Origin of the sequence: Winogradskyella marincola (assembly GCF_029624125.1) — a bacterium.
GTDB lineage: Bacteria > Bacteroidota > Bacteroidia > Flavobacteriales > Flavobacteriaceae > Winogradskyella > Winogradskyella marincola.
The window spans coordinates 70,653-88,146 of the sequence record NZ_JARSBN010000011.1 but is presented as its reverse complement, the minus strand read 5'-3'; the positions used below and the strand labels follow the sequence as shown (position 1 = coordinate 88,146).

Here is a 17,494-nt window from a genome sequence, read left to right as displayed (position 1 = left end):
GCTCATAAATTTGTTGAAATTACCAATAGAAATATTTTCCTTACTGGTAAAGCTGGTACCGGAAAAACTACTTTTTTCTCTTAAACATGCTATCCATAATTGTAGTGAGTCCTAGAAATAAGATTATAACTGCAGAAATGCATATTATTATTGATGTTATTAAAAGAGGAATGTATAATGGTTTATCATCATTATTAAGAGTTAGATGAAGAAGAGTAGGGCCGAGAAACATTAGTATTAGACATATTGCTAATTTTTTCAGTCCTTTTTTTAGTATGTTTTTATCTGTTCTATTTTGTTCTTGCATTGTCAATACTTTTTCTTACACTTTTATGTTTATTAAGTAATTTTGTAGCTTCTTCAAACGAAATTTTTAATTCTTTCATAATCATTTTCACACCTCTTTCTACTAATTTATCATTACTTAATTGCATGTCTACCATCTTATTACCTTTTACCTTTCCTAATTGTATCATAGAAGTTGTTGTAATCATATTTAGAACTAATTTTTGAGCAGTTCCTGCTTTCATTCTTGAACTACCTGTTAGAAATTCTGGACCAACTACAACTTCAACGGGAAACAGAGCTTCTGTACTTAAAGGACTATTTTTATTACATGTGATGCAACCTGTAGTAATATTTTTATTATTACACATCTTTAAAGTGCTAACAACATAAGGTGTAGTTCCTGATGCTGCGATTCCTATTACAATATCTTTTTTAGATATATTAAATGTTTTTAGGTCTTCCCAACCTTGAGTGATAGAATCTTCAGCATTTTCTACTGCTTTTCTAATAGCTGTATCACCGCCTGCAATTAAACCAATAACTATGTCGTGAGATACTCCAAAAGTAGGAGGACACTCTGAAGCATCTAGTATTCCTAGTCTACCACTTGTACCTGCGCCAATATAAAATAAACGACCACCATTACTTAATTTGTCGGTTACTTGATTAATAAGAGACTCTATTTGAGGTAATGCTTTTTCTACAGCTAATGGTACAGTTTTATCTTCTTTATTAATATTAGAAATAATATCTTTTACAGACATTTTTTCTAAATTGTCGTATAATGAATCTTGTTCTGTTGTTTTAGTAAATGACATCAGTTATTAATTTTCATGTGAAAGTTACAATTAAATTTAAAAAAAAAGCTTCATTGAAAAATGAAGCTTTTTTTTAGTTTAACTTAATTTAATATGGAATTGAGTGTTTCGCTTGGTCGCATTGCACTACTTGTTAATGTTTCGTTGGGGAAATAGTATCCTTCAATTTCTACAGAGCTTCCTTGACAATCTATAAGCTCAGTTACAATCTGTTCTTCTTTAGAAGAAAGTGCATTATAAATTGTAGTAAACTCGTCTTTCAATTCAGTGTCTATATCTTGATTGGCTAAAGCTTCTGCCCAATATAAAGCTAAATAGAAGTGACTGCCTCTGTTATCTAGTTCGTTTACTTTACGAGAAGGTCCTTTTTTATTTTCTAAAAGTTTCTCGGTAGCTTCATCTAAGGTTTCACCTAAAACTCTTGCTTTGGAATTATTATTAACTTCAGCAAAATGATCTAAAGAAACAGCTAGTGCTAAAAACTCTCCAAGAGAATCCCATCTTAAGTGATTTTCTTCTACAAACTGTTGTACGTGCTTTGGTGCAGATCCACCAGCGCCAGTTTCAAATAAACCTCCACCATTCATTAGAGGTACAATAGATAGCATTTTTGCACTAGTTCCTAATTCTAAAATTGGGAATAAATCTGTAAGGTAATCTCTTAAAACATTTCCGGTTACTGAGATGGTGTCCTTACCTTCTTTGATACGTTCTAACGTAAAGTTAGTAGCTTCAATAGGCGCAAGAATTCTAATGTCTAGACCTTCAGTATTGTGATTAGGAAGATATTTATTTACTTTTTTAATTAATTCAGCATCATGTGCTCTTTTTTCATTTAACCAGAAAACAGCAGGTGTTTGAGAGGCTTTAGCACGTGTCACTGCCAGTTTAATCCAGTCTTGAACAGGCGCATCTTTAACCTGGCACATTCTCCAGATATCTCCTGCCTCAACATTATGACTTGTTAAAACAGTTTCGTTGGCGTCAATAACTTCAACTTTTCCGTTAGATGCTATTTCGAAAGTCTTATCATGAGAACCATATTCTTCAGCTTTTTGAGCCATAAGTCCAACATTAGGAACTGTACCCATTGTAGTAGGATCAAAAGCTCCATGTTTTTTACAGAAATCTATTGTTGCTGTATAAACACCAGCATAGCTACTATCTGGAATAATAGCTTTAGTATCTTGTTGTTTTCCTTCTTTGTTCCACATTTGTCCTGATGTACGGATCATTGCTGGCATAGAAGCATCAATGATAACATCACTTGGTACGTGTAAGTTTGTAATTCCTTTATCAGAATTTACCATTGCTAAGTCTGGTCCGTCATTAAAAGCTGTTTCAATATCGGCTTCAATTTCTTTGCGTTTAGCTTCTGGTAATTCTTCAAGATTATCAATTAAATTTCCAAAACCATTATTTACATCAACACCAATTTCTTTAAAAGTATCAGCATGTTTTTCAAAAACAGGTTTAAAATATGTTCTTACAGCATGTCCAAAAATGATAGGATCAGAAACCTTCATCATAGTCGCTTTCATGTGTAATGACATTAATATGTCTTGAGCTTTAGCATCTTTAATTTCTCTTTCTAAGAAGCTTAAAAGTGCTTTTTTACTCATTACTGTAGCGTCAATAATTTCTTCGGCTTGTAATGCTAAATTATCTTTTAAAACAGTGGTATTACCGTTAGTATCTGTGTGTACTATTTTTACTGTAGTAGCAGCAGGTGTAGTATATGATTTTTCATTATGAGCAAAATCTCCTTCACTCATTGTTGCTACATGTGTTTTAGAATCAGACGACCAAGCTCCCATACTATGTGGGTTTTTCTTAGCATAATTCTTAACAGCTTTTGGTGCACGTCTATCTGAATTACCTTCTCTTAACACTGGGTTTACAGCACTACCTTTTACTTTGTCGTAACGTGCCTTAACATCTTTTTCAATATCATTTTTTGGCTCGTCTGGATAGTCTGGAAGTTTATATCCTTTTGCTTGAAGTTCTTCTATTGTAGCCTCTAACTGAGGAATAGAAGCACTTATATTTGGTAATTTAATAATGTTTGCCTCTGGCTTTTTTGCTAATTCGCCTAGCTCAGTAAGTGTATCTGCTACTTTTTGTTCTTCGGTTAAATAATCTGGAAATACAGCTAAAACTCTAGCTGCTAAAGAGATATCTTTGGTTTCAATAGTTATACCTGAAGATTTGGTAAACGATTGAACAATTGGTAAAAAAGAACGTGTTGCTAAAGCTGGCGCTTCGTCTGTTTTTGTATAAACAATCTTTGCTGTTTTGGTCATAGGTTGTTAGATATAAAGTGAATATGCTTAAGCTTATTTTAAGCTGTGCAAATATACAAAATAGATACAGTTTAGCGATTGCGAGATTGCTAGTAATTGAGGTAGAATTTTAAGGATTTCTAGTGTAATGTGCTCAAAAAGAATAAAATTTTATTTAATCTTTATTTTGAAAGTATTTAAGAGCCCTTCTAGATTGTTTTTAGAAAATAACGCATTTTTAAGATTATTTTCTGAAGGGTCAATGTTGAAATTATAAGCTGATGAAAAATCAGATTTTTCGAGATTAGTGTTATTAAAAATTGCGTTGAATAAATCGCACTGAATAAATGACGATTCTTTTGCTTCAGTACGTGTAAAATCTATCTGATGCATTTTACAATCTTTAAAATGAGTTTTATTAATAGTTACATCTGCAAAAGAGCATAGGTTTAAATTGCAATTACTAAAGCTGAATGATAGTAAAAACTCGTTACAATCTTTAAAATTAATACCAACAAGTTTGCAAGAACTGAAGCTTACATCGTTGAGCGTTGTATGCTTAGTGTTGACATTGCTGAAGTTACAATCCGTAAATTCACATTCTAAAAAGTTGATATTTGAAATATCAGAATTTTCAAAATTACAGTTGGTAAAAGTGCAGTAACTATACTCAGCTTTTGGAAGTGGGTTGGAGGTGTAGTCTTTGTTTTTAAAATTTTGATCGTCTATGAGTTGCATGTTCATTTTTTAATTTTGCATAAAAGAATCTCATCATCATTCCATATTATAATTTTATAATTAAAAGAAAAATGTTTTGTTTTCTCATTCTTTCCCCAATTTCTAACAGAGTAATTGAGATCAACTAGACCATTTTTATATTTTAAACTTTTTAAATTATACATAGTAGCACCAACGGGACAAGTTATATATAGAGTATGTCTTAGATTGTTTATAGAGTCAAATTGAATTTTTTCGTCTTCAAACCTAACAAATTCTAATAAAGTACTAAGATCTTCATTGCTTAAATCTTCTTTCTTAAATAGAGAGTCTTTAATTTTTTGATAATACTTAAGAGATTTAAGGTTGATAGTATCTCTTTCTAGCCAATTTGTATAAATATGCTTTTTTGGTGTCCATATGTTTTTGTGTAGAATCTTTAAAGTATCAATCTGAGCAAAGCTACAAAAACTCAAAAAGAGAAATATGGTTATTGGTAAGAATTTCATTTAACTAAAATAGGTAATAAAAATGAGTAGAAAAGCAAAAAGCCATATCACTACAGTAAAACTGTGCTGACATGGCTTCTTTTTGAAACAGTACTAACATGACCTATTTAGCTCTCACTAACTCAGCTGTATGATTATCATCATCATCTTTTTCGGTTCAAGAGTTCCTATTTCAAGTGAAACGTTTCATACCTTTCAAAATGTATTGACCTGGTACTACTTTGTTTCTCAAGATTTGTTTTTCTTGATGTTTTCTTCTTTGTTATTCACTTGCGTGTCCTACATGTCCAAAAACATTGCTCATCTTTTTCACATTCACTTTCGATTCTGCTATTTTTTCAAAGCTTTCCACTTTCACTTTATAGTCTGCAAGCATACTATAAAACTTAAGTTTCATGGTTAACTATCCATCACTTGCCTACACAAGCGGTTCATTAACCTCAAAAAACAATCTCATTAATTTTAAAGAACGTTTCTTTAATCAATTAACATAAATTTAAAATTTAATTTAAAACCAAACACTGTTTGTTGTTGATTGTTTAGCTAAGTTACACTTTTTGTTAGTAAAAGTGTAAAAATTTAACAATTTGATATTCACAATTTATAAACCACAGTTATTAACAAAAGTTAATAACTAAAAAAGCCTTCAAAACTGAAGGCTTTTTTATTGTTATGTGTGTTAGATTATCTTCTAACTTCTTTAATTCTTGCTTTTTTACCAGTAAGACCTCTAAAGTAGAATATACGTGCTCTACGTACTTTACCACGCTTGTTCACTTCAATTTTTTGTAAAGCAGGTAAGTTAATTGGGAAGATACGCTCTACACCAATAGTACCAGACATTTTACGGATTGTAAATGTTTCTGAAGCTCCACTTCCTTTACGTTGTAATACAACACCTTTAAAGAACTGAGTACGTGTTTTACTACCTTCTTTAATTTCGTAGTATACTGTAATAGTATCACCAGCGCTAAATTCTGGTAAATCTTTTTTGGTTACAAATTCGTCTTGTACAAATTTTACTAAAGAATCCATGTTTTCTCTTTTATAATGGTTGTTTCAAATTAACATTCACGGTTTTCGCCAGAGGTTAACCTAAAAGTGGGTGCAAAGATAATTAAAAAGTTAAAAGTAGAAAGTAGAAAGTGAAAAGTTTTTTGTTTGAGATTTGGCTTTAATAATTTAGCCTTTAGCCTTTAGCCTTTAGCCTTTAGCCTTTAGCCTTTAGCCTTTAGCCTTTAGCCTTTAGCCTTTAGCCATTAGCCTTTAGCCATTAGCCATTAGCCATTGATCATTCTTCATTCTTCATTCAAAAGATCTGGTCGTCTTTCTTTAGTGCGTTGGTAGGCTTGTTCTTCTCGCCATTTTTCTATTTCACCAAAGTTACCGCTAAACAAAACTTCTGGCACCTTCATACCATTGTAATCTCTTGGTCTTGTATAAATTGGTGGTGCTAATAAATTATCCTGAAACGAATCGGTTAGGGCAGACGTCTCATTGCCCAATACACCTGGTATTAATCTAATAATTGCATCGCACAGTACAGCTGCACCCAATTCTCCACCAGACAATACATAATCTCCAATTGAGATTTCTCTGGTGATAAATTTATCGCGCACGCGTTGGTCTACACCTTTATAATGACCGCAAAGTATGATGATGTTTTCTTTTAAGGATACTTGGTTGGCTATACTTTGGTTAAGACGCTCACCATCTGGTGTCATGTATATAATTTCGTCGTAGTTGCGCTCTGCTTGCAAACCAGAAATACATTTATCTATGGGCTCTATCATCATTACCATACCAGCTCCACCACCAAATTGGTAATCGTCTACAGATTTATAGTTGTCTGTGGTATAATCTCTAAGGTTATGAAAATGAACTTCAACCAAATCTGCTTCTATGGCACGTTTAAGTATTGAAGCTTCAAACGGACTTTTTAAAAGTTCTGGTAAAACGGTAATGATATCTATGCGCATGGTCTTTCTAAATTATGTGCAAAGGTAGGTTTATTAAAATAATTTAGTTAGATGATTTAGAATAGTTATTCTATTTCCTGATTTATTCAGTTAATTGTTTTCCATAAGGACAATCTGTTTTTAGACTCTTTGAATAGCTTATTTTATTGGCTAAATCCATTTTTAAATATTTCACTCCTTTGATTGAAATTTCTGCTAAATTTTCACTCCATTTTACACTAATATCTTCAGCTTTAAGATTTTCAATATAGCTATGCTCATTAGCGTATTTTTCTATTAAAGGAGGTGGATAGCCAGATTCTTTATGTTTTTCAAGGTCTATATTGTTGTTAAATGGATTTGTTACAGAACACAAAAAGCCATCAAATTCGATGCTTCTTCGATCTTCTCTAACTATATATGCATAAACTGAATGTTCGTCTTCTTCAATAATTAATAAACGATTGTTTATTGGACTTTCAGATTGAATAAAAATTTTTTCAGTTTTAATACTGATTGAATTTGATGAGAGTAGAAATAAAAAAAGGGTAAAAACAGTTTTCATTTGTAGTCAATTAAGTTATGTAAACTTAAATCTTTAATAATCATTTAACAACAAAAAAATCCGCAATACTAATTGCGGATTTTCAATATTTATAAAAGGTAATTATTAAGCTTTATTCTTATTAATCTCATCTTGAAGTTGACGTCTTACTTTTTGTTCACGTTCTAGTGCAGTGCGTCTGTGTTCTTCAAACTCTGTTTCTACTTCTTCAAGTTTGTGTTTTGCTTCTTTGGTTAATGAGTTGCTGTTTTTAAACTTGTATATAAAGAACAACAATAATGCAGTAAGAGCAGCAATAATCGTCCACATAATGACATTATAATTGGTTTTGCTGGTTTGCATACCTAACAATGCCATGTTGTTTTTTTCTTCGTTGGTTTCGTTTAAGGTGGTCTGTGTGTTACCAAGTTTTGCTTTAAGATCGTCTATTTCTTTAACTTGGTTGGCAACTGTAGCTTCTGAATTAGCTAAATCTTTGTAAGTTGTTTTAAGAGAATCTAAAACGTTGGCTTTTAGTTTTAATAACCAAGCTTGTTTTACGGCTTCGTAAGGTTGGCCATTGGTGCCTTTAAAGTTTCCAGATTTTCTAAAAACATACTCAAATTGACTATCAATATTACCACTGCTTAATGAGTATTGTTCATCAGCATCATCTTGCTGAGTTTGTGCGATTAAGGTTTGTAGGTTAAAGGTAACTATAAGAATTACAGCGACTTTAGCTAAAAACTTCATATTGTAATTATTTTGGTTGACTTCGATTAACTAGGTGCCAAGATAATGATTTTATATGCATTTGGTTTAATAAATTATAAAACAAATGTAGCATCATTTTTACTCAACATTTGATATACGCTCTTAGTGTTGCTTTGGATGTTTTTAAAGCAAAAAAAATCTTGCCTTACGACAAGATTTTTTCACTTTCCCCTTTTTCAAATGATCCTAATAGTAAGTATAACGTCTTACCTTAGATATGTATTTTGCAAGTCTAATAACTTGATGGCTGTAACCATATTCGTTATCATACCATATATATAAAATGGCATTTTTACCGTCTGCTCTTACAATGGTTGCTTTGCTATCGTAGATAGAAGGTGCAGAGCTACCAACGATGTCGCTAGATACTAGCTCGTCGCTCATTTCGTACTTAATTTGCTCTACTAAATCCCCTTCTAGAGCATATTTTTTCATAATGGTATTCATACTTTCCACAGAAGTTTCTTTTTCTAATTCTAGGTTTAGAATAGCCAAAGAACCATTTGGTACAGGAACTCTAATAGCATTAGATGTTAATTTACCTTCTAATGATGGTAAAGCTTTGCTTACTGCTTTGCCAGCACCTGTTTCTGTAATTACCATGTTAAGGCCAGCAGCTCTACCACGTCTGTACTTTTTGTGGAAGTTATCTACTAAATTTTGGTCATTGGTGTAAGCATGAATTGTCTCTAAATGACCAGATTTTACACCAAAAGAATCTTCAACAGCTTTTAAAACTGGTGTTATTGCATTTGTTGTACAAGAAGCCGCAGAGAAGATTTTTACTTCGTCTGGATTGTGTTCTAAGTGATTAACACCATGTACAATATTTGGTACTCCTTTTCCGGGAGCTGTTAAAAGAACTTTCTCAACGCCTTTAGATTTTAGGTGTCTTTCTAGAGCTTTATCATCTCTAAAAGCACCTGTATTATCAATAACTAAAGCATTATTAATACCGTATTTTGTGTAGTCTATATCTTCTGGTGCATTGGCAGAAATAATATTTACCGTTGTACCATTAATTATAAGTGCACTATTTTTTACATCAACACTAACCATACCAGAGAAATCTCCATGTACAGAATCGTTTCTTAATAAAGAAGCACGTTTTTCTAAAACAGTTTCGTTAATCTCTCCACGAGTTACAATAGCTCTTAAACGTAGTTGGTTACCTTTACCAGTACGTGTCATAAGCTCACGTGCTACCAATCTACCAATTCTACCAAAACCATAAAGAACAACATCTTTTGGCTCTAACTCTTTAGAGTTGTTAGCTTCATTTAACTTAGCAGCAACAAAAGCAGTTGCATTATTGTACTTCTGATCTTCTAAGTGGTACTCGTACGTTAATTTACCAATGTCTAATTTAGCAGGAGGTAAATTTAATGTTTTGATTGCCTGAGCAATTTCTACAGAATCAAAAATTGAAATTGGTTTTTGAACAAATTCACCAGCATATTCATGCAGATTTAAAATTTCGCTCACTTTTCTATCAATTAATTGATTTCTGAATAAAACAAGCTCAATGGAATTATCGTACCAAAGGTCGCTTACTGTTTTAATAAATTCAACCGTTGCTCTGCGACGGTCTGCTTGAAACGCTAACTCTTTTTCGTAAGTGTCGTTAGAACCCATTTTTTATTGGTTTAGTGTTTTTGATTTTGCGCAAAAATACATATTTCAAACGTTTTCGTAGCACTTTTTGCCGAAAATAAAAACCCTTCAAAGAAATGTACTTTGAAGGGTAATTTTAATCTATTTGTTTTAGTCTTTTATCTAAAGTTATAGACCACCTTTTCTCCTTGGCTATTTATAACCTCAATCTGTAGAGGTTCATTTAGGCTTCTTGTTTTTATAGCGTTTTGCGCATCATCTACCGAATATAATTTTTTGCCATTAATACGTGTAACGATGCTTCCTTCTTTAATGCCTTCTCTGTTCCAGTAAGCTTTATAGCGTTCATCAAATTCATAAATTTTCAGACCATAGTCAATATCAAATTTTTTCAAATCTGTTTTTGAAGCATTTTTTACCATACCAATAGTCTGTATTATGGTTTGCGAAGGTTTTAAAAGTGTAACAGGTACAATTTCTTTATTACCATTTCTTATAAGTGTTACTTTAACTTCGTCGTTTGGACTTTTAGTTTTTAGATAACCCGATAAGTCTGAGAATTTATTGATTTCAACATTATCTATTTTCTTAATAATGTCACCAGATTTAATACCTGCTTTTTCGGCTCCAGTATCTTCGGTAACATCACTAACGTAGAAACCTTCTGTCATGTCAGTGCCTATTTGTTCTGCTGTTTGACTGTTTAGAGCACTACCAACAACACCTAGAATACCATTTTGTACATTTCCGTATTCCATAATGTCGTTTACAATTTTGCGAGCAATATTACTAGGTACAGCAAACGAGTAGCCAATGTAAGAGCCATCTCTAGAGGAAATAGCAGTGTTAATACCAATTAAGTTTCCTTCTGTATTCACTAAAGCACCACCTGAGTTTCCTGGATTTACTGCTGCATCTGTTTGAATAAAAGACTGCGTATTTCTACCGCTTAAATCTCTAGATTTTGCACTTATAATTCCGGCAGTTACAGTAGAGTTTAGATTAAAAGGGTTACCAACAGCTAAAACCCATTCGCCAATTTTAGCATTATCAGAATCGCCAAATGCTAAGAACGGCAAGTCTTCGTCAGCTTCAATTTTTATCAATGCAATGTCTGTGGCTTCATCTGTTCCAACCAGTTCTGCCATGTAAGTCTTGTTATTGTTTAGTGTGATACTGATCTCGTTAGCATTTTGGATAACGTGGTTGTTAGTAACAATGTAGCCTGTTGGTGAAATAATAACACCACTTCCTGTGCCTACTTGCGCACGAGGTTGCGATCTTCCAAAGAAGTAATCTCCCATAGTTATAGGAGCAGAGACAATGGCAGTGTTTTTTACGTGTACTACCGCATCTAGAGATTTTTCTGCAGCTTCAACAAAGTTTGGTGTTATTGCAGCAGAGTTGTTTAAAGTTGTGTTTGTAGGTACATATACAGGTAAGTCAGAAACCTGCTCTACAGCTAACTGCTCGGGTTGTTGTTTTTCAATAAAAAGCTTGTAACCGCCTAAGGTTAGCAGACCACCTAATACCGAAACACCGACTAATGATAGAATCTTCTTCATAATTTTTCAGGATTTAAGTTTTTCTTTTTAACGTTTAAATTTAGATATATATTGAATTTTAATTTTCATTTTAACGACTATTTAACGTCAACTTTAACTGCCTTTTAACATCGCTTGTTACCGTCTATAATTCTTATATTTGCGTAGAATTATGACAATGACATTTTATAAATATCAAGGCACAGGAAACGATTTTATTATTGCAGATAATCGTTTACAACAAATAGACAAAAACAATACCAAACGCATAGCAGAATTATGCGACAGACGTTTTGGCATTGGAGCAGATGGTTTTATACTATTAGAAAATGACAATTCTTCGGATTTTAAGATGGTGTACTACAACTCTGATGGCAATGAAAGCACAATGTGTGGCAATGGAGGACGATGTATTGTAGCATTTGCTAAATTTTTGGGAATTATAGAAAATGAAACCGAATTTTTAGCCATTGATGGTTTGCATAAAGCTAAAGTTGAAGATGGTATTGTGCATTTGCACATGCAAGATGTGGATACGATTGAAGTTTATGACCATCATATGTTTTTAGATACAGGTTCTCCGCATCATGTAGAGATGGTATCTAGTATTGAAACATTAGATGTTAAGTCTAAAGGGTCTGCAATTAGATATGGTGAGCCATATAATGAAGTAGGAAGTAACGTTAATTTTGTAGAGCAATTAGCAGAAAACAGGTTTGCGGTAAGAACCTATGAGCGTGGAGTAGAGGACGAGACTTTGTCTTGTGGTACAGGTGTTACGGCTGTAGCATTAGCCATGCACAATTTAAATAAAACACCTCACAATCAAGTAGAGCTCAAAGTAGAAGGTGGTGAACTTAAAGTACATTTTTCTAAAAATGCTAATGGTTACAAAGATGTTTGGCTCATTGGTCCTGCTGAGCAGGTGTTTAAGGGTGAGGTAGCATGGTAAGTTTAACAGGAGAACATATCTATCTAAGAGCTTTAGAGCCAGAGGATCTCGATTTTGTTTATGAAATAGAAAACGACACTTCTCTTTGGACGTTGAGTGATACGCAAACACCTTATTCTCGATTTTTAATAAAGCAATACCTAGAAAACGCGCAGCAAGATATATTTGAAGCCAAACAATTGCGCTTAGTTATTTGTACTGCTGAAGGAGGAGCAATTGGTTTAATAGATGTGTTTGATTTTGATATTAAAAACAAGCGTGCAGGTATTGGTATTTTAATAAAAGACCAAGCCAATCGTTATAAGGGTTATGGCAAAGAAGCTTTAAACTTGTTGGTAAATTATTGTTTTAAAACGCTTCATTTGCATCAGGTTTATGCTAATATTTCAGAAACTAATGCAGCAAGTTTAGCGCTGTTTGAAAACAATGGTTTCAAAAAAATAGGTTTAAAAAAGGACTGGAGTTTTGATGGTCAAAAATTTTCAAACGAGTATATGTTACAGCGAATTAACAACTAATAGCACATAAATTTGTGTTGCTTTTTTCGAAAAATTTAGTGACTAAGGATTAATTTTTCATCCTTCAGAATCATTCCAACTAACATTTTCTAATATTTTTGTCTCAAAATTCACTAGAATAAGATGTATATAAAAAAGATACTTTGGGCAGTTGCCATTATAGGGTTGTTAATTTTTGGTGGTATAGCTTACTATATCTATGGTGCCATGTTTCAACCAAATACAAAATTTCAAAATGAAACAGCTTACGTATTTATACCAACCAATGCTAATTACATTCAGGTAAGACAGCAATTAGAGCCTTTATTAGATAATATTGACTCTTTTGATGCGGTTGCAGAACAGAAAAAATATATATCTAACATTAAAGCAGGTCGTTTTGCTATTTCTAAAGGGATGAATAATAACGAGATTATTAATTCTATCCGAAGCAAAAATCTTCCTGTAAAAGTAGCTTTCAATAATCAGCATAGTTTAGAAGATTTAGCAGGAAGAATTAGCATTCAGATTGAAGCGGATAGCGTTTCTCTGTTAAAAGCTATGACAGATGAAGACTTCTTAAAGAAGAATGGTTTTACAAATGCAATAGCATTAGGTATGTATTTACCTAATAGTTATGAGTTTTTTTGGAACACATCTGCTGAAGGTTTTAGAGATAAAATGCTAAAAGAGTATAACCGTTTTTGGAATGAAACAAGGTTAAAAAAAGCAAAACAATTAAACTTATCTCCAAATGAAGTAATGGCTTTAGCGTCTATTGTGCATGAAGAATCTAAGCAAGCCGATGAACAGCCAAGAGTTGCTGGTGTTTACTTAAATAGGCTAAGAATTGGTATGCCATTACAAGCAGATCCAACCTTAAAGTATGCCGCATATCAGTTGCCAGAATATAAGAATACGGTAATACGACGTGTATTGAATATTCATAAAGAAATAGACTCTCCTTACAATACCTATAAACATTTAGGTTTACCTCCAGGACTTATTGCAATGCCAGATTTGTCTGCCATAAATGCTGTTCTAAATCCAGAAAAGCACAACTATCTTTATTTTGCGGCAGATGCAAAACGTTTAGGTTATCATAAGTTTGCAAAAACTTTGGCGCAGCATAATAACAATGCCAGAGAATATCAGAGGTATTTATCTTCGCAAGGAATTAATAGATAAGGTCAGGGTTTGAGGCAAGCTATAACACATATCATATTTCTGCTTTGTGTTAGTGGATCTTTTTTTGCACAATCTAAGATCAATCAGTTTTTAAAACCAAGTGACTCTCTCAATAAATCTCGAAGAAATGCTGTTCTTATTTCTGAGGTATCATTAGCTACCACTGCACTCATTGGCTTAGACCAGTTATGGTATGCTGATTATCCAAGATCAAAATTTAAGACACTAGACGATAGTGGAGAGTGGTTACAGATGGATAAGTTAGGTCATGTGTTTTCTTCGTATCAGTTAGGTAGGTTGGGAGCAAATACACTTAATTGGGCTGGTGTAAGTAAAAAAAATCAAATCATTTATGGCTCTACATTAGGCTTAGGATTTTTAACAGCTGTGGAGCTTATGGATGGTTTTTCTGAAGAATGGGGATTTTCGTGGACAGATATGGCTGCAAATACTCTGGGTTCAGGACTTTTTGTTGGTCAGGAATTATTGTGGCAAGAACAACGTATACTCTTAAAATATTCATTTCATCAAACACGGTTTGCAAAACAACGACCAGACAAATTGGGAAATGGATTATCAGAAGAATTTTTAAAAGATTATAATGGTCAGACCTATTGGTTGAGTGCTAATATTAATTCGTTTTTAAAAACTGATTATATTCCAAATTGGTTAAATCTTGCAGTTGGCTATGGAGCAGATGGTATGTTAACAGGTGAGCCAAACGATCCTTTATTTATAAACCAAAACAGAACAAGGCAATATTATCTAAGTCTCGATATAGATTTAAGTAGAATTAAAACAAAATCTCATTTTCTGAAAACCATTTTTGACGTTTTAAACGTAATTAAGGTGCCTTTCCCAGCTGTAGAGCTAAATAGTAAAGGGCGCTTAAAGATGCATTATTTCTACTATTGAAACTTTTAACAAACGTTAACATGTTGATTTTCAATATTTAAATAAAAGTTGTATATTTGCACGCGATTTTGATAAAAGCTTATGGGGAAAGTTTTATCAGTTAAAAATTGGCTGTTATGATAAAAAATAGCGTTAAGAATTACTTGTTGCCATTTTCAATTTGCTTAGTTGCTGCTTTGGCACTGTACCCAAATTCCTCTTTAAATACAGACTTGTATTCTACAGATGGATTAGATTTAAATTATAATATTAAGTCTGATTTAGCAATGGCAGAAGGGGTAGATTTAGCTAAGCTAGATGTTTTTACTCCACATTTAGGAAAGTCTTTTGAAGGTTTTAAAGAAGCTTTAGCTTTTAAAGAATCTAGAGGAGATTATTTTACAGTAAATACATTAGGATATTTAGGTAAGTATCAGTTTGGAGCTGAAACTTTGAAATTAATTGGTATTTACAATCCTAATCACTTTTTATACAACCCAGAACTTCAAGAAAAAGCATTTATGGCTAATGCCTCTCGAAACAAATGGATTTTAAGAAAAGACATTAAGCGTTTTGAAGGTAAGTTTATAGCAGGTGTAAAAGTAACAGAATCTGGTATTTTAGCAGCAGCACATTTGGCTGGTCCTGGTACCGTAAAAAAGTTTTTACGCAGCTATGGAGGCTATAATCTTTCTGATGCGTATGGCTCTACTGTAAAATACTACATGAAAAAGTTTTCGGGTTACGATACTACAATTATAAAACCAAACAAAAAGGCTAAAGCTAGAATCTAACTTTTTTGAATAATAAAGATTGCAGGTCTTTTGTGTAAGTCTTCTTTATTGTTTTTCCATTCCTTGGCAGGTTTCGTTTTTATAAATTCACTAGGCAAGGTAATATCGCAAGCAACACAGACTCTTGTTTCTGGGTGTAGCACACTAGATAAATCCTCTAGCATTTTTGTATTTCGGTATGGAGTTTCAATAAAAATCTGAGACTGATTATGCTCTGATGATAAGCGTTCCAGACTTTTTAATTTAGCTTTTCTTTCAGCTTTATCTATTGGTAAATAGCCGTTAAAACAAAAGCTTTGCCCATTCATTCCTGAAGCCATTAAAGCTAATATTATTGAAGATGGTCCAACTAAAGGTGTAACTTTTATATCCATGCTATGTGCTAAACTAACAATATCAGAGCCTGGATCTGCAATTGCTGGACATCCAGCTTCAGAAAGTAGTCCAATGGTGTGGCCTTCTAAGCATGGGTTTAAAAACGTATTGCGTTCCTCTTCGGTTGTATATTTATTAAGTACACTTAGTTTTAGAGAAGGCTGAGACTTACTTGGTGAAATACGTTTTATAAATCTGCGTGCAGTTTTTTCGTTTTCAACAATGTAATAATCAATATCTTCAATTACTTTTTTAATAGAAATAGGTAAAACCTCTAGAGGAGGATTGTCTCCTAATCGAGTAGGAATAAGATAAAGTTGGCCTTTTGAGCTTGTCATTTTAATTTATCACGAATTTTTTAGTGATTTTTCCATCCTCGTCTAACTTTGCTTCAAGGACATAAAAACCACTTTTTAGATCTGAAATATTTATGCTTGTAAAGGTATCATTATTATCTTTTAAAATAGACTTTATTAACTTTCCTTGAACATCATAAATATTAAAAGTTGTTGAATTTCCAGAAGTACTATCGGGAAGGTCAATATTCAAAATAGTGTTTGCTGGATTTGGATAGATTGATAATGAGTTTTGTGTGTTTTCATCAATGCTAAGAAGAGAGTCTGTAACCTTATAAATAGTACCACCAAGGCTAGACACGTAGAGTTCTCCATTTATGTCTTCACCAAAAGCTACCCAGTTGCCAGAAAAATTTTCGAAAGTTGAATTCCAACTTCCTCCTTCAAATTTTAAATAGCCAATCTCCTGTGTACATACATCACCAAATAGATATGTGCCAACCAGATTTGGGTAAGTTGTACCTCTGTAAACATATCCACCAGTGATAGAACATCGTCCTCCAGAATGAGAATATTCAGCTACAGGAAAAGTCAATGTGCTACTGCTTGGACAGCCACTTGTATTATAGGTATTATTGCCTTCGTAACATCTCCATCCATAATTGAGTCCAGCATTGGTAGAAGCAACCATGTTAATTTCTTCTCTGGCATTTTGCCCAACGTCAGCAATCCAAAGGTCATTATTAGCGCTATCGAAGGAAAACTTCCAAGCGTTGCGTAAGCCGTAGGCCCAAATTTCATCTCTTGCACTTGCGTTACCAACAAAAGGGTTGTCTGCAGGAATATCGTAAGGATTTGAAGCAGAAGCATTATTAACATCTATTCTTAAAAGTTTACCAAGTAAGCTGTTGAGGTTTTGACCGTTGTTTTGAGGATCACCACCAGAACCTCCGTCACCACTTGAAATATACAAGTAGCCATCAGGTCCAAATTGCAATTCACCTCCGTTGTGATTGCTGTAAGGTTGAGAATAGGTTAATATTATTAATTCTGAATTTGGATCTGCAATGGTAGGATTAATACCAATTCTCGAAAATCTTGAAATTACAGTATCTCCAGAATTATTGGTGTAGTTTACAAAAAAGTAGCCGTTAGTATCAAAATCTGGATGAAAAGCTAAGCCAAGTAATCCTTGCTCGTTTCCGTTGCTGCCAACAATAGCATCTATGTCTAAGAAATTTGTAGGTTCTACAGAGCCATCAGAATTTACAATTTTAATTATACCATCTTGTTCTGCAACAAATAGTCTGTCGTCACCAGCGTGTTTAATATTAACAGGTCTATTAAATCCTGTGGCAAAAGATTCTAATTCTATGTCTTGAGAAAGTGAGAAGTAAAAGCACAAAAGGCATAAAAACGTAGTTGTTTTTTTCATAGCTTAGTTTTTTGG

The 17,494-nt window shown here is 33.1% G+C and carries 18 protein-coding genes; 5 read left to right on the top strand and 13 right to left on the bottom strand.

What is annotated here, in order from left to right; genetic code table 11:
- Window positions 1-67: 67 nt before the first annotated feature.
- The 11 genes from P7122_RS15565 to P7122_RS15515 all read right to left on the bottom strand — a co-directional run bounded on the left by P7122_RS15565 (window position 68) and on the right by P7122_RS15515 (window position 11,069).
- Window positions 68-307 carry a DUF6095 family protein gene (locus tag P7122_RS15565; RefSeq protein WP_278006727.1) on the bottom strand — a complete coding sequence of 80 codons (240 nt, stop codon included), beginning with the start codon at window positions 305-307 and terminating at the stop codon, window positions 68-70.
- Entirely contained in the window at window positions 291-1,106 is an 816-nt protein-coding gene (gene murQ / locus P7122_RS15560; protein WP_278006726.1) for an N-acetylmuramic acid 6-phosphate etherase, read from the bottom strand. The genes P7122_RS15565 and murQ overlap by 17 nt, the downstream gene beginning before the upstream one ends.
- Before the next feature lie 83 nt (window positions 1,107-1,189).
- Entirely contained in the window at window positions 1,190-3,409 is a 2,220-nt protein-coding gene (locus P7122_RS15555; RefSeq protein ID WP_278006725.1) for an NADP-dependent isocitrate dehydrogenase, read from the bottom strand.
- A 150-nt stretch (window positions 3,410-3,559) separates the two neighbouring features.
- Entirely contained in the window at window positions 3,560-4,132 is a 573-nt protein-coding gene (locus tag P7122_RS15550) for a pentapeptide repeat-containing protein (RefSeq protein WP_278006724.1), read from the bottom strand.
- Window positions 4,129-4,614 (bottom strand): hypothetical protein, encoded by a 486-nt coding sequence (locus tag P7122_RS15545; RefSeq protein ID WP_278006723.1) that lies wholly within the window; start codon window positions 4,612-4,614, stop codon window positions 4,129-4,131. Before P7122_RS15545 ends, P7122_RS15550 begins: the two co-directional genes overlap by 4 nt.
- Window positions 4,615-5,298: 684 nt before the next feature.
- The gene (gene rplS / locus P7122_RS15540) at window positions 5,299-5,649 is read right to left on the bottom strand and encodes a 50S ribosomal protein L19 (protein WP_076616552.1); all 351 of its coding nucleotides are present in this window, start codon (window positions 5,647-5,649) and stop codon (window positions 5,299-5,301) included.
- A gap of 263 nt (window positions 5,650-5,912) precedes the next feature.
- Window positions 5,913-6,593: a tRNA (guanosine(37)-N1)-methyltransferase TrmD gene (gene trmD, locus P7122_RS15535; RefSeq protein ID WP_278006722.1), complete on the bottom strand. Its 681-nt coding sequence runs from the start codon at window positions 6,591-6,593 to the stop codon at window positions 5,913-5,915.
- A gap of 82 nt (window positions 6,594-6,675) precedes the next feature.
- Window positions 6,676-7,137 (bottom strand): hypothetical protein, encoded by a 462-nt coding sequence (locus P7122_RS15530; RefSeq protein WP_278006721.1) that lies wholly within the window; start codon window positions 7,135-7,137, stop codon window positions 6,676-6,678.
- A 105-nt stretch (window positions 7,138-7,242) separates the two neighbouring features.
- Window positions 7,243-7,869: a tRNA (guanine-N1)-methyltransferase gene (locus P7122_RS15525; RefSeq protein WP_278006720.1), complete on the bottom strand. Its 627-nt coding sequence runs from the start codon at window positions 7,867-7,869 to the stop codon at window positions 7,243-7,245.
- Between the two features lie 207 nt (window positions 7,870-8,076).
- A complete protein-coding gene (locus P7122_RS15520) occupies window positions 8,077-9,525 on the bottom strand; it encodes a glyceraldehyde-3-phosphate dehydrogenase (RefSeq protein WP_278006719.1) in 1,449 nt (482 codons plus the stop codon).
- 137 nt (window positions 9,526-9,662) lie between these two features.
- Window positions 9,663-11,069, bottom strand: a complete 1,407-nt coding sequence (locus tag P7122_RS15515) for a trypsin-like peptidase domain-containing protein (protein WP_278006718.1) — start codon at window positions 11,067-11,069, stop codon at window positions 9,663-9,665.
- 151 nt (window positions 11,070-11,220) lie between these two features.
- Between P7122_RS15515 and dapF the strand changes: the two genes are divergently transcribed.
- The 5 genes from dapF to P7122_RS15490 all read left to right on the top strand — a co-directional run bounded on the left by dapF (window position 11,221) and on the right by P7122_RS15490 (window position 15,373).
- Window positions 11,221-12,000, top strand: a complete 780-nt coding sequence (dapF, locus tag P7122_RS15510) for a diaminopimelate epimerase (RefSeq protein WP_278006717.1) — start codon at window positions 11,221-11,223, stop codon at window positions 11,998-12,000.
- On the top strand, window positions 11,994-12,518 hold the full coding sequence (locus P7122_RS15505) for a GNAT family N-acetyltransferase (protein ID WP_278006716.1): 525 nt from the start codon (window positions 11,994-11,996) through the stop codon (window positions 12,516-12,518). Before dapF ends, P7122_RS15505 begins: the two co-directional genes overlap by 7 nt.
- Window positions 12,519-12,641: 123 nt before the next feature.
- The gene (gene mltG, locus P7122_RS15500; protein ID WP_278006715.1) at window positions 12,642-13,685 is read left to right on the top strand and encodes an endolytic transglycosylase MltG; all 1,044 of its coding nucleotides are present in this window, start codon (window positions 12,642-12,644) and stop codon (window positions 13,683-13,685) included.
- 9 nt (window positions 13,686-13,694) lie between these two features.
- Entirely contained in the window at window positions 13,695-14,600 is a 906-nt protein-coding gene (locus P7122_RS15495) for a DUF2279 domain-containing protein (protein WP_278006714.1), read from the top strand.
- Window positions 14,601-14,716: 116 nt separating this feature from the next.
- A complete protein-coding gene (locus P7122_RS15490) occupies window positions 14,717-15,373 on the top strand; it encodes a peptidoglycan-binding protein LysM (protein WP_278006713.1) in 657 nt (218 codons plus the stop codon).
- Here P7122_RS15490 and P7122_RS15485 read toward each other — a convergent pair.
- Together P7122_RS15485 and P7122_RS15480 are read right to left on the bottom strand one after the other, a co-directional pair.
- A complete protein-coding gene (locus tag P7122_RS15485; protein ID WP_278006712.1) occupies window positions 15,370-16,086 on the bottom strand; it encodes an SAM-dependent methyltransferase in 717 nt (238 codons plus the stop codon). The two genes, P7122_RS15490 and P7122_RS15485, sit on opposite strands and share 4 nt — an antisense overlap.
- 1 nt (window position 16,087) lies before the next feature.
- Window positions 16,088-17,479 (bottom strand): PQQ-dependent sugar dehydrogenase, encoded by a 1,392-nt coding sequence (locus P7122_RS15480; protein WP_278006711.1) that lies wholly within the window; start codon window positions 17,477-17,479, stop codon window positions 16,088-16,090.
- Window positions 17,480-17,494 lie beyond the last annotated feature (15 nt).

What these genes read in the sequence shown, in the direction of transcription:
- P7122_RS15565 (WP_278006727.1), bottom strand. Translation starts at nt 307, where the DNA reads ATGCAAGAACAAAATAGAACAGATAAAAACATACTAAAAAAAGGACTG.
- murQ (WP_278006726.1), bottom strand. Translation starts at nt 1,106, where the DNA reads ATGTCATTTACTAAAACAACAGAACAAGATTCATTATACGACAATTTA.
- P7122_RS15555 (WP_278006725.1), bottom strand. Translation starts at nt 3,409, where the DNA reads ATGACCAAAACAGCAAAGATTGTTTATACAAAAACAGACGAAGCGCCA.
- P7122_RS15550 (WP_278006724.1), bottom strand. Translation starts at nt 4,132, where the DNA reads ATGAACATGCAACTCATAGACGATCAAAATTTTAAAAACAAAGACTAC.
- P7122_RS15545 (WP_278006723.1), bottom strand. Translation starts at nt 4,614, where the DNA reads ATGAAATTCTTACCAATAACCATATTTCTCTTTTTGAGTTTTTGTAGC.
- rplS (WP_076616552.1), bottom strand. Translation starts at nt 5,649, where the DNA reads ATGGATTCTTTAGTAAAATTTGTACAAGACGAATTTGTAACCAAAAAA.
- trmD (WP_278006722.1), bottom strand. Translation starts at nt 6,593, where the DNA reads ATGCGCATAGATATCATTACCGTTTTACCAGAACTTTTAAAAAGTCCG.
- P7122_RS15530 (WP_278006721.1), bottom strand. Translation starts at nt 7,137, where the DNA reads ATGAAAACTGTTTTTACCCTTTTTTTATTTCTACTCTCATCAAATTCA.
- P7122_RS15525 (WP_278006720.1), bottom strand. Translation starts at nt 7,869, where the DNA reads ATGAAGTTTTTAGCTAAAGTCGCTGTAATTCTTATAGTTACCTTTAAC.
- P7122_RS15520 (WP_278006719.1), bottom strand. Translation starts at nt 9,525, where the DNA reads ATGGGTTCTAACGACACTTACGAAAAAGAGTTAGCGTTTCAAGCAGAC.
- P7122_RS15515 (WP_278006718.1), bottom strand. Translation starts at nt 11,069, where the DNA reads ATGAAGAAGATTCTATCATTAGTCGGTGTTTCGGTATTAGGTGGTCTG.
- dapF (WP_278006717.1), top strand. Translation starts at nt 11,221, where the DNA reads ATGACAATGACATTTTATAAATATCAAGGCACAGGAAACGATTTTATT.
- P7122_RS15505 (WP_278006716.1), top strand. Translation starts at nt 11,994, where the DNA reads ATGGTAAGTTTAACAGGAGAACATATCTATCTAAGAGCTTTAGAGCCA.
- mltG (WP_278006715.1), top strand. Translation starts at nt 12,642, where the DNA reads ATGTATATAAAAAAGATACTTTGGGCAGTTGCCATTATAGGGTTGTTA.
- P7122_RS15490 (WP_278006713.1), top strand. Translation starts at nt 14,717, where the DNA reads ATGATAAAAAATAGCGTTAAGAATTACTTGTTGCCATTTTCAATTTGC.
- P7122_RS15485 (WP_278006712.1), bottom strand. Translation starts at nt 16,086, where the DNA reads ATGACAAGCTCAAAAGGCCAACTTTATCTTATTCCTACTCGATTAGGA.
- P7122_RS15480 (WP_278006711.1), bottom strand. Translation starts at nt 17,479, where the DNA reads ATGAAAAAAACAACTACGTTTTTATGCCTTTTGTGCTTTTACTTCTCA.